Raw genomic sequence first — 15,315 nt, forward strand, 5'->3', positions numbered from 1 at the left:
GCAGAGATGAAAATGAAGCCATACGAGCATCCGAAGGCATTGTATCCTTATGAGGAATGGCACGTTACTGAACAGTCCTATGATGAAGAAAACAATCAAAGAAATGAGAGCATATTCGCTTTAGGCAACGGATATATCGGGATGCGCGGCAATTATGAGGAAGGGTATTACGGCAAGGCAGGAAAATCGGTTGTCGGCAACTACTTAAACGGCTTCTACGATTCCGATCCGATTGTATACCCCGAGGGGGCTTACGGGTACCCGTCGCGCAACCAGTCTATGCTCAATGTTCCGAACGCGCAATGGATCGAGCTGAGAGTCGAGGGGCATCCGTTTCATTTTCACTCCGGCAAGGTGCATAGCTCCAAACGGCAATTGAATATGCAGAAGGGAATCTTGCAGCGCGAGGTTGAATGGGAGTCGCCGGCGGGACATCGCGTGTTGATCCGGATTCAGCGGATGGTCGCTTTGCAGCACAAGCATTTGGCGGCGATCCAATATGAGGTGACCGCACTGAATTTTGAAGGCAGCGTCGCGCTGATTTCAGGGGTGGACGGCAAAATCGCCGAGCCGGAAGCGACCGACGATCCCCGTCTTGGCGGAGCGCGCGCTGAGCCGAATTTGCTGCTCGAAGAGACCGGGCATGAGAGAGCGATGTTATGGATGAGGCATCGTACCCGTTATACGAAATTTGCCCTGCTCACTGGGATCAGCCATCGCATCGAAGCCCCTTGGGGATACGAAATGTCGGTGCAGCAGAACGAGCAGCGGATGTCGGCGAAATATAAGCTGCAGCTAAAAGGCGGAGAGACCGCGCGGCTGACCAAATACATCTCGTATCATACGACCCGGGATTATGCCGAGGAGGAGCTGGTCAACCGCAGCAGTGAAGTGCTGCGGCAGGCGAGCGACAGCGGCTTTGATCTACTGGCTGAAGAGCAGCGCGCTTACCTGGAGCGATTCTGGCAGCGGGCCGACGTGGAAATCAACGGCGATGTGGCGCTGCAGCAGGGGATTCGCTTTAACGCTTTTGCCCTGCTGCAATCGGCAGGCCGCGACGGCGTTACAAACATCGGGGCCAAGGGCCTTACCGGCGAGGGCTATGAAGGGCACTATTTCTGGGATACGGAAATGTATATTTTACCGTTCTTCACGTATACACAGCCCGAAATCGGCAGATCCTTGCTGGAGTTTCGTTATAACACGCTGGATAAAGCGCGGGAGCGGGCAGCTGTCATGTCGCAAAAGGGGGCGCTCTATCCTTGGCGTACCATCGATGGTGCTGAGAACTCGGCCTATTTCCCGGCAGGCACGGCCCAGGCGCATATCAATGCGGATATTGCTTACGGGATGAAGCAGTACGTGCAGGCGACCGGGGATATCGAATTCCTGGTTACCAAAGGAGCCGAAATTTTGTTTGAGACATCCCGTTTCTGGGCGGACCTCGGCCATTACAATCCGGCGCGCGGCGGGGCCTTCTGCATCGATGCCGTAACCGGACCCGACGAATATACGGCAATCGTCAACAACAATGCGTACACGAATCTGATGGTACAGGAACAGCTGATCTACGCCTATGAGACAGCGGCGTTTTTGCGGGAGCAGTATGCGCAGGATTACGATCGGCTGTGCCGGAAGCTCGGGCTGACGGAGGAAGAATTCGAAGGATGGCTGAACGCAGCGGAGAAGATGTTCATTCCGTTCGATGAAGAACTGGGCATTTATGCGCAGGACGATACATTTTTAACGAAGAAAAAATGGGATTTCGAGAACACACCGGCAGATAAATATCCGCTGCTGCTGCATTATCACCCGCTGGTGATTTACCGCCATCAGGTACTTAAGCAGGCTGATCTAATACTCGCGATGTTCCTGCTCGGAGACCGGTTCTCCCTGGCGGATAAAATCCGCAACTTCAATTATTACGAGCCGCTGACAACACACGACTCCTCGCTGTCCATATGCATTCACAGCATTATTTCCGCGGAAATCGGGGATTTGGCAAGCGCGTATTCCTATTTCGACCGCACGGTGCGCATGGATCTCGACGATGTGAACCGCAATGCGAAGGATGGCCTGCATACCGCGGCAATGGCGGGTTCCTGGATGTCGATTGTAAACGGCTTTGGCGGCATGCGCGCGTATGATGGAGTGCTCAGTTTTGATCCGAAGCTGCCGGCGCAGTGGGACAGTTATCGCTTTAAGATAATGAACCATGGCCAACGGGTTGATATTTTTGTTGATCAGGAGGGCGTCGTATATACCCTGCTGGAGAGCGATAGCGCGGAGGGCTTGGAGATTAGGCATAAAGGAGATATCTTAAACCTGCTGCCTGGAGAACCGGTGAGAATGCCATTTGTAAAAAAATTGGAGGCCGTTATCTTCGACCTTGACGGTGTAATTACCGATACGGCAGAGTACCATTATCTGGCCTGGAAGGAGCTGGCCGAGGAGCTAGGCCTTCCATTCGACCGTGCCAAAAACGAACGCCTGAAGGGCGTCAGCCGGATGGAGTCGCTGGAAATCGTGCTCGAGGACAGTGAGCGGAGCTATACCGCCGAAGAAAAGGCGGAGCTGGCGAAGCGGAAAAACGACAGCTATAAGCGGATGATCGAGCATATCACGCCTGCCGATCTGCTGCCGGGCATCCGCGAGCTGCTCATGAGCCTGCAAGAGCAGGGAATCGCAGTCGGGTTGGCGTCGGCCAGCCACAATGCGCCGTTCATCCTGGAGCGGCTAGGCGCCAGCTCCTGGTTCCAGGCGGTGGCTGACCCTGGCAGCGCCCGCAAAGGCAAGCCGGATCCGGAAATATTTCTGCTGGCCGCAGAAATGCTTGGCGCAGATCCGGCGAACTGCATCGGCGTCGAGGATGCCGAGGCAGGCATTGCCGCCATCCGGGCCGCCGGGATGAAGGCCGTCGGCATCGGAAGCGCCGCCCAGCTCGGCGCCGCCGACCTGCTGCTTGCCTCGACGGCCGAACTGAGCCTGGACAAGCTGCAGCAGCTGATGGCTTAGTCTGGCTGCTGCCGGGCTAGGGCTGTTCTGGCTCGGCAACACGGCCCCGCTCCTCTCCCGTTTGCAGGGAGAAGGGGCGGGGCTTTTTTGCATTGTGCGCCTGCACGCTGTGCGAGCCTATACCTCGCATGACCCAATGCAGCAACCCCATCGCCACATGCCCCGCACCTGCGCTGCTTGTTCACACACGTTCACAAGTTACACAGGCAGCACATCGCACTCTCGGCATATCGCGCACGCGGTACATCGCACGCCCGGTACATCGCGCACGTGGCACATCGCACGCTCGGCACATCGCGCACGCGGTACATCGCACGCCCGGTACATCGCGCACGTGGCACATCGCACGCTCGGCACATCGCGCACGCGGTACATCGCACGCCCGTTACATCGCACACTCGGCACGTCGCACGCTCGGCACATTGCACACTCGGCACATCGCACACTCGGCACGTCGCACACTCGGCACGTCGCACGCCCGGCACATTGCACACTCGGCACATCGCACACTCGTCACGTCGCACGCTCGTCACATCGCACGCTCGTCACATTGCACACTCGTCACATTGCACACTCGTCACATCGCACACTCGGCACATCGCGCACGCGGCACGTCGTACTCTCGGCACATTGCACACTCGTCACATCGCACGCTCGGCACATCGCACGCCCGGTACATCGCACGCTCGGCATATTGCGCACGCGGTACATCGCACACGCGGTACATCGCACGCTCGTCACATCGCACGCTCGTCACATCGCACGCTCGTCACATTGCGCACGCGGTACATCGCGCACGCGGTACATCGCACACTCGTCACATCGCGCACTCGGCACATTGCACGCTCGGCACATTGCACGCTCGGCACGTCGCACACTTCGGCACATTGCGCACGCGGTACATCGCACACGTGGTACGTCGCACACTCGGCACGTCGTACTCTCGGCACCTCCACGGCTGTAAGCCGCCGCCAACGGACCCTGTTTCCGCTATTTGTCCCAAATCAGCAAATTTCACAGGCTATCGGACCCTAGTTCCGCTATTCCATCATTACAGCAGCAAAAACGTGTGAAAATGCTCAAATAGCTGATCCTGTGTCCGTAAGCACACGAGTCTGCCTCTTTTTCTTACAAATAAGGTCTCCCATGTCCGTAAGGACTGGTGACAGCAGATACTCACAATCCCTGAGGGCATGCTGTAGAATTTTTATACTTCAGGTGGTTACAAAACAGCAGCTGGCAATGTGAAACAGTGGTTATGGATCGCAGTTTTATTGCATTTCTTGCAAATCTATTATATGTTGAAAATCAATACATACAATCATGAGGTGACAGAAATCCATGCCAACAATCTATGACTTCAACGTGCTTAAGACGAACGGAGAGCGGTTCCCATTGTATAAACTCGAGGGCCGGCCGGTCCTGATCATGAATACGGCTAGCAAATGCAAATTTACGCCCCAGTTTGACGATGTGCAGAAGGTTTACGAGCAATTTCACGCCGAAGGGCTGGAGATCATCGGTTTTCCATGCAATCAGTTTGGGGAACAGGAGCCAGGTACGAATGAAGAAGCGGAGTCCTTCTGCCAGGTCAATTATGGCGTGAAATTTCCGATTTTTGCGAAGGTGGAGGTCAATGGGGAGGAGGCGCATCCTTTGTTCGATTATTTGAAGAAGGCGGCCCCGTTCCAAGGCTTCGATGAGAGTGATATCAACGCGAAGCTGCTGAAGCTGATGGTGTCTGAAAAAGCGCCGGAATGGCTGGTAGGCGATGCGATCAAATGGAACTTTACCAAATTCTTGATCGATCAGCAGGGCCGGGTGGTGCGCCGTTTTGAGCCGACGGACTCTATCGATGTTGTCCAATCGAGCATCCAGGAATTGTTGCAATTGGCTTAATGCCAAATCCGATTCCCAATCCAAATCCGATTCCGATTCCCAATCCAATTCGAAGTGAAGTCGAAGCCGGACATAAAGCCGAACTTGAAGTCCCTATCTCATGAATGAGACGGGGACTTTAATTTCTTCAATTGCAATCTCTATGTAGCAATAAAAGGGGTTTTGTGAATATACTTGGCCTCTGCCGCTTGGCGGACGATAAAGCTCGCGATGTCCTGATTGGAAATTTTGAGGCCGGGCATATCGGTGAGATTTTCTTTGATGCCGCCGCTTTCTGAACCCTCGACGACGAACGGCAGCCGGATCAGCGTCCATTCGATATTGCAGTATTGTTGGATGATGGCCGCTTCCTTCTGCTTGTCTTTGATCATCGCTGGGAAAAAGATTCTGAACAGCAGCGCACCGATTTTGTTCATGAATCGTTTCCGGTCCCCTTCCAAAGTAAGGGAGCCTCCGGTTACACCGATATATCGGCTGATTTCGAGCTCGTTCATCACTTCGAGAACCATGCCGGTTACGGAGCTATATTGCGGGATTTCTCCCGGCGGCTGACCAAAAACGTTCACCACAATGTGACAATCCTGAAGCAGCTGCCGTATATGGTCCTTATTCTCCGCAGTTCCCTGCAGAATTTCGATTCTGCCGTCTTGGCCATCCAGCTTCCGCGGACTTCTGACGAGCATGCGCACCTGATAACCCTTCCGCAGCGCAGCTGCGGCGATATGGCGTCCTACTTTTCCTGTCCCGCCGATAATGGCTATTTTGTGGTTATTTGTCATAAATACGCCCCTATTCACGTTTCTCATTCATCAATCCATTCAATTACAATTCTAATACAGCCATGTATCATTCCGATGACAGGCCCTGTACCACTTGGATTCCGGTGTCAACGAAAGGAGGAACATGCTCGCCCTGGGCTGCCCGCAGCAGATGCTCAATGAGCAGGCGTCCCCAATCCTGTTCGTGATGAGAAATGACGGAGGTGATCTGTCCGTTGCGGATCGCTTCCTTCATTTCCGGGGTCATGTTGAAAGAGAGTGCAAACCGGTTCAAGCCTTTGGCCTTCCAGACGAGCACGGATGCTGAACTGGAGATTGGATCTATCGACACTAACGAATCGAAATGCGGGTGATCGTCGATCATTTGTTCCAAATCGGATAAGGATTTGTCACTGTTTCCACCATGATAGCGGATTTCAAGCACTTGAATATTCGTATGATCCTGCAAATACCGGAGCAAGCCTTCGAGACGCTCCTGATTCACTTTCATGCTCTGCACGCCGGATTCAATGAGAAGCATACCTTTGTTGTTGTGCAGCTGCCGGATGACTTGGCCCATTTGCTCCCCGGCCTTGACGTTATCCGTACCGATCAAAGAGAGCCGCCGGCTTCCCGGCGAGTCCGACTCGAAGCAAATGACTGGAATTCCGGCCTCAACCGCCCTGTCGATGACCGGAGCAAGGGCGGCCGCATCGATTGGAGCAATGGCGATGGCATCAACCTGCTGCTGGATCATTGTCTCCATCATATGGATCTGCTGGTCGGCACTGAAGCTTTCCGGCGCTTTCACGATAAGCCGTATGGAATGAGGAGCTGCCGCCTCCTCCGCTAAACGGGTAATCTCCTCATAAAACAGATGGGCAACCGGATATATGATGCCGAAGGTATAGCTTGGCCCTTCATCTTCGCTCGCAGCAGCAACTTTGATGGACTGTGATTTGGATTCCGTGGTCGCGGCAGATTGGCAGCCTGCAAAGACCAAGCAGCTAAACAGCATTATTGCGACTGGCAGGACCTGGCTATAAAGAAATTGTCTGGCTGCTCTCATCTGCTGCTCCTTCTGCCCGGTGCAACGCTGCAGGGAGCGTTCCCTTCCTGCGGAATTGCGTCGTGGTCATCCCGGTAGTTCGCTTAAATAGATTAGAAAAATAATGCGGATCGCTATAACCCACCTGAAAGGCGATTTCATACGTTTTGGCCTGTGTGGAGTGCAGCAGCTCCATCGCTTTGCGAATCCGGGTCTGGGTCAGGAATTCGATGAACGTCTGTCCCGTTTCCTGGCTGAATATTTTACTGAGATGGCTCGGGCTTACATTCACGTAATCAGCCGCATCCTGTAGAGAAATATGGTCCTTGTCATAGTTGGCTTGAATGTACGCCTTGACCTGGACGAGCAGGTGGGCGTAGCGGTCGGAGGAGCGGGTGCGCCAGAGCCAGAACTGTTCTGCCAGCCGGGTCAGATAAGCGCACGCATCCTCCCAGTCTCGGATTGACTCAATGTCGCTCTGAAACGGCCGAAGGAAGCTGTCAGGAGACTCGGGCTGGCGGTACAGCTCCTCCGCCGTGCGAATGACTTCCAGTGTGATGTCGTTGAGAATGTAGTAACCGATCAATGAGGTGTTCCAGTCAATAGGCTGCAGCACCGCTGCAAAATCCCTGATGAAGCCTGGCGTTTCCGGGGGAGAGCCGACCTTTAGAAATCCGATGAAGGCCTGCCGGTCCAGAAAAATGTTTCTGTGTAAGGTACTGCGGGTGGCCTCCCATAAATTTCGGCGGTTCTGCCGGGACAGCCGCTGCCAGTGCATATCCTCCTCCGCTTCCAGACAAGACAGATGAACGCCCTGCAGCCGATCCTGAATCGAGCCGATACCGACCGCCATGACACTGCTGCGGGCATGTTCGGCCGCGTTCTCTTGCAGCCTTCGGAACGGCTCGATCCGCTCGTTCAGGGTATCGACCGTATCGCCTTTGACAATCCAGCCGGTCTTTGTCCGGCTCTGGCGGAAGGGGAGAGCTGTGTCCTCCTCCCAGGCACTGATTTGCTGCATTAGCTGTCTATTCACCGTGCTTAGCTCTGCAGCCTGCCCGAGCAGGAGCCTAGCATCAAGGAACAGTCCCTCCGGCGTCTCCTCCTTGGCTCCCGTCTCATGGCCTTCAATTGCACGGCTCTTGGTACTGGTCAATTCACCGGTGGCCTGTTGTTCCGGCACGTGTGCGCCTGCCGGGTCATCGGCTTCGCGCAGATCCATCACCACGACCGCATAATAACGGGCGACCAGGGGCACCTCGAGCTGGGACGCGGCATGCAGCGCCTCCGGTGTCGTGAGGAAGCCGCTGCATAGATCGTCCAGCAACTTTGCCCGGGATTGCACCCTGCCCATGCTCTCGTTCCGCCGGAGACGTTCAAGCTGCGCCTGCTCGCTGCGTTCCTTATCGATCTTTCGGCTGACACTCCGCAGCAGGCTGGTCAAATCCGCAGAGCTGATCGGCTTCAGGCAGTATTCTTCGATCCCGATGCTGAGGGCGCTCCGGGCGTACTCGAATTCGCCGTGTCCGCTCAAAATGATGATTTTGATATCCGGCATACGCTGGCGGACGAGAGTGCACAGCTCCAAGCCGTTCATGAAAGGCATCTTAATGTCGGTGATCAGAATGTCCGGATGAAGCTCCTCGATCAGCGGCAGCGCGACCTCGCCGTCCGAGGCATCGCCGCAGTAGAGGAAGCCTTCCTGCTCCCAATGGACGCAGTCCCGGATCGTCTCCCGGATCAGAATTTCGTCATCGACTAGAAATACCTTCTTCATTGCTTAATCACGTCCCCTCATCGGAATTCGCATCGTTACGGTCGTACCTTCGCCTTCAATGCTGTCGACCTGAACGCCGTACTGCTGTCCGTAATACAGCCGGATTCGCTGCTGCACGTTATGCAGTCCGAAGCCGCCGGAGACCTCCTCGCCGGTTTCTGCCGGAAGCCGTTGATTCGCCAAATTGGCGCGCAGCTGTCCAAGCTTGTACGCGTTCATTCCACAGCCGTTATCCTGAACTCGGAGCTCCATCTCCCCGCCGTCTGCGGCACGGGCGCTAATCTGAATAAGGCCCTTGCCCCGCTTGTTCTTGATTCCGTGGTAAAGCGCATTTTCCACGATAGGCTGAAGCAGCATTTTCAAGGTCGGAGCGCTGAGAAGATGCGGCTCTGCCGCGATCTCGTATTCGAGAATATCGCGATAACGCATTTGTTGAATAATCAAGTAACTGTGCACATGCTCGATTTCCTTCTCCAGGCTGATCCAGTCCTTTCCTTTGCTCAGACTGATCCGGAACAAACGGGAGAGTGACTCGACCAGGCGAATCACTTTATCGGTCTTGCCGGCCTCGGCCATCCAAAGAATCGAATCCAGCGTGTTATACAGAAAATGCGGATTGATTTGCGCCTGCAGCGCCCGGAGCTCGGCCTTTTTCATTTCTTCCTGCTCCCGGATATTCTGCTCGAGCAGTGTCTTGATTTTGCTTAGCATAATATTGAAGCTTTGGCCGAGATCGGCGATTTCGTCATTGCCTGTAGGAGCGACTTTCGATTCCAGGAAGCCGGAAGCAGCCAGCCGCATTTTATTTTTCAACAATTGGAGAGGTCTAGTGAGTCTGGATGAGATGAAAAAATGAAGCGACACCGCAAACACGATGCTTAAGATGACGCTAATGATGATCAACTGCCGGATAGAATTCGCCTCGGACACGATCTCCTGGAGCGGCACTTGCCCGATGATTTTCCAGCCGGTGGCCTTGGAAGCCGAGGTAAAGATAAATTTAGGGCTGCCCCGAGATGTATCTACGTAGCTCGTCATGGAGCCGGCCGCTAAGCTCGTTAAATTGTCCTGCGCGGGGAGCTGGATTTCCCGACTTGAACGCGCGGGCGTAAAGATCGGCCTCCCGTTCTGATCAATGACGTAGAAGAATCCCGTCTCGCCGATGGTGACATTGTCGCAAAACTGCTTGACGACGGCATCGTCCAGATCGATCACAATGAAGCCGATGACTTCGTGCGTGATTCGCTGCTTCACGGCAGCCATGATGGAAATGGCATGCGGCTCGGCGAAGCCGTCCAGCCGGTCCAGCGGATTGGCATCCGGCGGCGGAACATAGAGCACGGTATCCGGATGATGCAGCAAAAAAGTAAAGTGGGGATTGCGCAGCGGATTTTTATCCAGCTGGAAGACACCGCGACGCTCGCTGATTCCCCGGCCGTACAAATTGATCATCGAGATATTGAGAACGCTTTCATATTTGTAGGTTTGCCGATATGAATCCATCAATTTAAGCACTTCTTTGGCATCTTCATAGGTGTCGTTCTGAGAGAAGAGGAAGTGCAGCACCCGCGGATGCTTGCCTAGCTCCAGCAGCTTGCCCGTATCCGTAAACAGCATCTCCAAATCCTGAGCCAGCTGCTCAGCAATTAACACGGCGCCAGCCTTACTGTTCTCGTACACCGTATTATACGACTTCTGGTAAGAGATCAGTCCGATGGCGATTAACGGTATGACGGTCAGGAGTACGAACATAGCAAGCAGCTTCGCCCGCAGGCTGGAGGAGAACGAGTGGATCAGCTTCATCGGAAGTCGGACCCTTTCCTTATAAATAATGTAAATTAAATTATGAATGATCCCCTATAAAAACGCAATCGATAATAAAAAATTGAACCATCTTCACAAGAAAACAAACAAAAAGCGGGCTGGCCGCAATAATGCAAAAAAAATCGCATCAAGCCGCGATGAAACTCCATATCCTCCTGTTTTGGAAGCGTTTTATAATCTGGTCACGCCATTCAAATTGGTGATTAGCAAAAGGGGAGGATACACAATGAAGGTATTCAGGAAATCAGGAATTATTCTTGCGGCCGCGCTGATGCTGCTGATGTCCGCGGCTTGCGGCGGCGGCGGAAGCGCTGGGGGAAATGGCAGCGGCAATGGCGGCGGGGATGCCCAGCAGCCAGGGGTAAGCCAGTCCAGCCAAGATCCGGCGGTGAACAAGAAGAATGCCAGCGACCGGAAAATTACACTGGGCTTCTCACAGGTCGGGGCGGAGAGCGGATGGAGAACGGCCAATACGAAATCGATCCAGGATGCGGCGAAGGAGTCCGGAATCGAGCTCAAGTTCTCCGATGCCCAGCAGAAGCAGGAGAACCAGATTAAAGCGATCCGCAACTTCATTCAGCAAAAGGTGGATGTGATCGCCTTCTCCCCGGTCGTTGAGTCGGGCTGGGATACCGTATTAAAGGAAGCGAAGGATGCTGGCATCCCGGTGATTCTGACGGACCGTGCGGTGGATTCCAAAGATACGTCTTTATATGAAACATTTATCGGTTCCGATTTCGTGGAGGAAGGGCGCAGCGCAGGCAAATGGCTGGTCGAACAATACAAGGATACCGAGGAAGAGATCAACATCGTAGAGCTGCAGGGTACAACGGGTTCAGCACCGGCCATCGACCGGCAGAAGGGCTTTGCCGAGGAGATCGCCTTCAATCCGAAGCTGAAGGTGATCGCTTCCCAGACGGGCGATTTCACGCGGGCTAAAGGGAAGGAAGTCATGCAGGCGTTCCTGAAGGCGCATAAGAAGATCGACGTGCTGTACGCACACAACGATGATATGGGATTGGGCGCGATTCAGGCGATTGAGGCCGCAGGCCTGAAGCCCGGCGAGGACATCATCATCATTACCGTTGACGGCGTCAAGGACGGATTCGTCGCAGCGAGCGAAGGCAAAATCAACTTTATCGTCGAGTGCAATCCGCTGCTCGGCCCGCAATTGATGGATGCGGTACGCGACGTGGTAGACGGCAAGGATGTGGCTAAACGGATCGTTACGGTAGAAGGTGTGTTCACCTCGGAGGATGCGAAGCGGGAGCTGCCGAACCGCCAGTACTGACGGGGATGGCAAGGAAAAATGGGGCTCCGGACAATTGGCCTGGCCAAGCGTCCGGAGCTGCTTACTATGGAAGGGAGAGGACTGTGCAAATGACAGAGAATAACCCTATTTTACGAATGACTGGCATCCATAAGCAGTTCCCCGGCGTCAAGGCATTGTCCGGCGTCAGCTTCCGGCTATTCCCGGGGGAAGTTCATGCGCTCATGGGCGAGAATGGCGCAGGCAAGTCGACGCTGATCAAGGTGCTCACGGGTGTATACACGATCGATGCAGGCAGCGTTGAAATGAACGGCCGGACGATTGCTGTTCACAACCCGCAGGAGGCTCAGCACGCCGGCATCAGCACGGTGTATCAGGAAGTAAATCTGTGTCCTAATCTGTCGGTTGCCGAGAACATTTATATCGGCAATGAGCCTCGCAGCCTGGGGCGTATCCGCTGGAAGGAAATGAACCGGAATGCGGAGCAGCTCCTGCAGGACAGATTGCATTTGCATATTGATGTCACGCGAACACTTCAGTCCTACTCGGTAGCGGTTCAGCAATTAATCGCGATCGCCCGGGCCTTAAGCGTCTCGGCCCAGGTGCTTATTCTGGATGAGCCGACCTCGAGCCTTGATCAAAGCGAGGTTGCCCAGCTGTTCAAGATCATGCGCAAATTGAAAAGCGAAGGGTTGGCGATTTTGTTCGTAACGCATTTTCTGGACCAGGTGTATGAAATTTCAGATCGAATAACCATTCTCCGTAATGGAGAATTTGTTGGGGAATACATGGCGCAGGATCTTCCCCGCATAGAGCTGGTAGCGAAAATGATCGGCAAGGAGCTTTCGCTGCTCGAACAGCTGCCTAAGCAGCCGGGAGAGGGGGCGGAGCGATGCGCCGAGATCATGCTGGAGGCGAGCCGCCTTGGCAAGCGGGGTTCGATTGAACCGTTTGATATTCGCATTCATAAAGGCGAGATTGTAGGCATTGCAGGACTGCTCGGCTCGGGGCGCACGGAGCTCGCCAGGCTGCTGTTCGGTGCGGATCGCGCCGATGAGGGTCATGTCCGGCTAGGCGGTTTTAGCGGAATGATCTCCAGCCCGCGGCATGCCATAGACCTGGGGATCGCTTTTTGCTCGGAGAATCGAAAGGCGGAGGGCATTATCGACGATCTCACTGTGAGGGAGAATATCATCCTTGCCCTTCAGGCGACGAAGGGCTGGTTCCGCACGATCCCCCGCAAGCGCCAGGATGAAATCGCCGAAGAATATATCCGCCTATTGAACATCAGTCCGCCCGCACCCGAGCAGCTTATCCGCCACTTAAGCGGGGGCAATCAGCAGAAGGTGCTGCTGGCGCGCTGGCTGCTCACTGAGCCTGGCCTGTTGATTTTAGATGAACCAACAAGAGGTATCGACGTCGGGGCCAAAGCGGAAATCCAGAAGCTCGTTGTCACTTTGGCGGAGAAGGGAATGTCCGTCCTGTTCATTTCCTCCGAGCTGGAGGAAGTGCTGCGGGTGAGCGACCGCGTAGCCATTATGCGGGATCGCCGCAAGGTGCAGGAAGTGCAAGGCGGAGCAGCAAGACAGTCGCAAGTCATGCAGGCGATTGCAGGGGGGGAGCCGAGATGATCAAGCATCGTTTGTTTTGGCCGATATGCGTGTTAGCCGGTTTGCTGCTATTTAATCTCATTTATTCGCCGGATTTCTTCTCCATCAAAATGAGGGACGGCCATCTGTACGGCAGCCTTATCGATATTCTCAACTTCGGCTCGCCGCTGATCCTGGTAGCCATAGGAATGACACTAGTGATTGCGACAAGCGGCATTGACCTGTCGGTCGGATCGGTCGTGGCCATTACCGGAGCCATGGCCTGTCTCAGCATCAGCCGCAGCGTCGACCAGAACGCACTTATAACGGTACTGATTGCCGTCCTGGCTGCTCTTCTATTATCTGCGCTGCTCGGGCTGTGGAACGGCTTGCTTGTGGCAGGCTTCGGCATTCAGCCGATCATTGCGACGCTCATTCTGATGGTCGCCGGCCGGGGGATCGCCCAACTGATCACGAACGGGCAAATCATCACCGTGCTCAGTCCGAAATATCAATATATCGGTGCTGGTTCATTGTTTACCCTGCCCTTTTCGATCTTTATCGTGGCCGTCATGTTTGCGGCCGCTTCACTGCTGACGCGGAAAACGGCGCTGGGCCTGTTCATCGAATCGGTCGGCTGCAAGCCGACGGCGAGCCGTCTGGCGGGAATCCGCTCAAGGACGGTCATGCTTGCCGTCTATATGTTCTGCGGCCTGTGCGCGGGAATGGCCGGGCTTATTCTAAGCTCAAATGTATCCAGCGCCGACGGGAATAATGCTGGACTGTGGTATGAGCTGGATGCGATCCTGGCCGTCGTCATCGGCGGGACTTCGCTGAACGGCGGCCGGTTCTATCTAACGGGGACGCTGATTGGCGCGCTGATTATCCAGACCCTGACAACCACGATTTATATGGTGGGCGTTCCGCCGGAAATTACGCTTGTCGTCAAAGCGGTCGTCGTCCTTGCCGTCTGCCTGGTCCAATCGGATAAATTCCGGAGGCTGTTCCGCGGACGCGGAGGGCGCGGCAAAGCCGGCAATTATCCGGCGAACCGGGAGGTGAACCCCCATGCTTAAGCGCCAATATGTTCCGCTGTTTGTGACGGTTGGCCTGTTTGTCCTGCTCTTTGCTGCCGGATCGTTCAGGTATACCGGATTTTTCTCCCTCCAGGTGCTGATGAATTTGCTTATCGACAATTCGTTCCTGCTGATTGCTGCTGTCGGCATGACCTTTGTTATCGTGTCAGGGGGGATCGACCTGTCCGTCGGCTCGATGATTGCGCTGACGACGATGATTTCGGCGAGTCTTCTGCAGCAGGGCTGGCCGCCGTATATAGTTATCCCGCTCGTGCTGTCGCTCGGCATCCTGTTCGGAACCACGCTGGGGGCGATGATCCATTATTTCAACATCCAGCCGTTCATCGCCACGCTGGCGGGAATGTTTTTGGCTAGAGGGCTGTGCTATGTGATCAGCATTAATACGATTACAATCGATAATGCCTTCTACACCACGATGGCGCAGACGAAAATCAGGCTGCCGGGGAATACCTTCGTTTCAATCAGCGTCATTATCGCATTGCTGGTCGTCGCGCTTGGCATTTACATGGCCCACTACACGAGGTTCGGCCGCAATACGTATGCCGTCGGCGGCAACGAGCAATCAGCTCTGCTGATGGGTCTGCCGGTAGCCCGGACGAAAATCATGGTGTACGGCTTCAGCGGCTTGTGCTCTTCACTCGCCGGCGTCGTGTTCACCTTCTATATGCTCTCCGGATACGGCCTGCATGCGAGCGGCATGGAGCTCGACGTCATCGCGGCGGTTGTCATTGGCGGCACGCTGCTCACGGGAGGCGTAGGTTTTGTCGTTGGCACTTTTTTTGGCGTGATGATTCAGGGTGTCATTCAGACGATCATCAGTTTTGAAGGAACACTGAGCTCGTGGTGGACCAGAATCGTCATCGGCGTGCTTCTGCTGCTGTTCATTCTGCTGCAAAAACTGCTAGGGGAGCGGCGTCTGGCAGAGCGAAGCTGAGGGGCGAGGCTGTCAATTTGAAGGATATTCAAGGGGAATGCATCTTGTCCTTGGATATCCTCTTTTGCCTGTAAATGGACGAAAAACATGTTAGACTTGCAAAA

At 54.7% G+C, this 15,315-nt stretch carries 10 protein-coding genes; 6 read left to right on the forward strand and 4 right to left on the reverse strand.

What is annotated here, in order from left to right:
- Window positions 1-6: 6 nt before the first annotated feature.
- Both pgmB and MKX50_RS06315 read left to right on the forward strand, forming a co-directional pair.
- The gene (gene pgmB, locus MKX50_RS06310) at window positions 7-3,015 is read left to right on the forward strand and encodes a beta-phosphoglucomutase (RefSeq protein WP_339158805.1); all 3,009 of its coding nucleotides are present in this window, start codon (window positions 7-9) and stop codon (window positions 3,013-3,015) included.
- 1,341 nt (window positions 3,016-4,356) lie between these two features.
- Window positions 4,357-4,914, forward strand: a complete 558-nt coding sequence (locus MKX50_RS06315; RefSeq protein WP_213592618.1) for a glutathione peroxidase — start codon at window positions 4,357-4,359, stop codon at window positions 4,912-4,914.
- A 140-nt stretch (window positions 4,915-5,054) separates the two neighbouring features.
- Here MKX50_RS06315 and MKX50_RS06320 read toward each other — a convergent pair whose 3' ends face one another.
- The 4 genes from MKX50_RS06320 to MKX50_RS06335 all read right to left on the reverse strand — a co-directional run bounded on the left by MKX50_RS06320 (window position 5,055) and on the right by MKX50_RS06335 (window position 10,300).
- Window positions 5,055-5,693 carry an NAD(P)H-binding protein gene (locus tag MKX50_RS06320; RefSeq protein WP_339158807.1) on the reverse strand — a complete coding sequence of 213 codons (639 nt, stop codon included), beginning with the start codon at window positions 5,691-5,693 and terminating at the stop codon, window positions 5,055-5,057.
- 67 nt (window positions 5,694-5,760) lie between these two features.
- Window positions 5,761-6,741 (reverse strand): substrate-binding domain-containing protein, encoded by a 981-nt coding sequence (locus tag MKX50_RS06325; protein WP_339158808.1) that lies wholly within the window; start codon window positions 6,739-6,741, stop codon window positions 5,761-5,763.
- The gene (locus tag MKX50_RS06330; protein WP_339158809.1) at window positions 6,713-8,497 is read right to left on the reverse strand and encodes a response regulator; all 1,785 of its coding nucleotides are present in this window, start codon (window positions 8,495-8,497) and stop codon (window positions 6,713-6,715) included. The genes MKX50_RS06325 and MKX50_RS06330 overlap by 29 nt, the downstream gene beginning before the upstream one ends.
- Before the next feature lie 3 nt (window positions 8,498-8,500).
- Window positions 8,501-10,300, reverse strand: coding sequence for a sensor histidine kinase (locus MKX50_RS06335; RefSeq protein WP_213592609.1), 1,800 nt, complete (start codon window positions 10,298-10,300; stop codon window positions 8,501-8,503).
- Between the two features lie 247 nt (window positions 10,301-10,547).
- On the opposite strand from MKX50_RS06335, the gene MKX50_RS06340 reads away from it, so the two are divergent.
- The 4 genes from MKX50_RS06340 to yjfF all read left to right on the forward strand — a co-directional run bounded on the left by MKX50_RS06340 (window position 10,548) and on the right by yjfF (window position 15,211).
- On the forward strand, window positions 10,548-11,612 hold the full coding sequence (locus MKX50_RS06340) for an ABC transporter substrate-binding protein (RefSeq protein ID WP_339158810.1): 1,065 nt from the start codon (window positions 10,548-10,550) through the stop codon (window positions 11,610-11,612).
- Between the two features lie 89 nt (window positions 11,613-11,701).
- Complete coding sequence (locus tag MKX50_RS06345; protein WP_213592605.1) at window positions 11,702-13,222, forward strand: sugar ABC transporter ATP-binding protein; 1,521 nt, start codon at window positions 11,702-11,704, stop codon at window positions 13,220-13,222.
- Window positions 13,219-14,256, forward strand: coding sequence for an ABC transporter permease (locus tag MKX50_RS06350; protein WP_213592603.1), 1,038 nt, complete (start codon window positions 13,219-13,221; stop codon window positions 14,254-14,256). Before MKX50_RS06345 ends, MKX50_RS06350 begins: the two co-directional genes overlap by 4 nt.
- Window positions 14,249-15,211: a galactofuranose ABC transporter, permease protein YjfF gene (gene yjfF, locus MKX50_RS06355; RefSeq protein WP_339158811.1), complete on the forward strand. Its 963-nt coding sequence runs from the start codon at window positions 14,249-14,251 to the stop codon at window positions 15,209-15,211. Before MKX50_RS06350 ends, yjfF begins: the two co-directional genes overlap by 8 nt.
- Window positions 15,212-15,315 lie beyond the last annotated feature (104 nt).

It is taken from the genome of Paenibacillus sp. FSL W8-0186, assembly GCF_037969765.1.
In the GTDB taxonomy this organism is placed as follows: Bacteria; Bacillota; Bacilli; order Paenibacillales; family Paenibacillaceae; genus Fontibacillus; species Fontibacillus woosongensis.

What these genes read in the sequence shown, in the direction of transcription:
- pgmB (WP_339158805.1), top strand. Translation starts at nt 7, where the DNA reads ATGAAAATGAAGCCATACGAGCATCCGAAGGCATTGTATCCTTATGAG.
- MKX50_RS06315 (WP_213592618.1), top strand. Translation starts at nt 4,357, where the DNA reads ATGCCAACAATCTATGACTTCAACGTGCTTAAGACGAACGGAGAGCGG.
- MKX50_RS06320 (WP_339158807.1), bottom strand. Translation starts at nt 5,693, where the DNA reads ATGACAAATAACCACAAAATAGCCATTATCGGCGGGACAGGAAAAGTA.
- MKX50_RS06325 (WP_339158808.1), bottom strand. Translation starts at nt 6,741, where the DNA reads ATGAGAGCAGCCAGACAATTTCTTTATAGCCAGGTCCTGCCAGTCGCA.
- MKX50_RS06330 (WP_339158809.1), bottom strand. Translation starts at nt 8,497, where the DNA reads ATGAAGAAGGTATTTCTAGTCGATGACGAAATTCTGATCCGGGAGACG.
- MKX50_RS06335 (WP_213592609.1), bottom strand. Translation starts at nt 10,300, where the DNA reads ATGAAGCTGATCCACTCGTTCTCCTCCAGCCTGCGGGCGAAGCTGCTT.
- MKX50_RS06340 (WP_339158810.1), top strand. Translation starts at nt 10,548, where the DNA reads ATGAAGGTATTCAGGAAATCAGGAATTATTCTTGCGGCCGCGCTGATG.
- MKX50_RS06345 (WP_213592605.1), top strand. Translation starts at nt 11,702, where the DNA reads ATGACAGAGAATAACCCTATTTTACGAATGACTGGCATCCATAAGCAG.
- MKX50_RS06350 (WP_213592603.1), top strand. Translation starts at nt 13,219, where the DNA reads ATGATCAAGCATCGTTTGTTTTGGCCGATATGCGTGTTAGCCGGTTTG.
- yjfF (WP_339158811.1), top strand. Translation starts at nt 14,249, where the DNA reads ATGCTTAAGCGCCAATATGTTCCGCTGTTTGTGACGGTTGGCCTGTTT.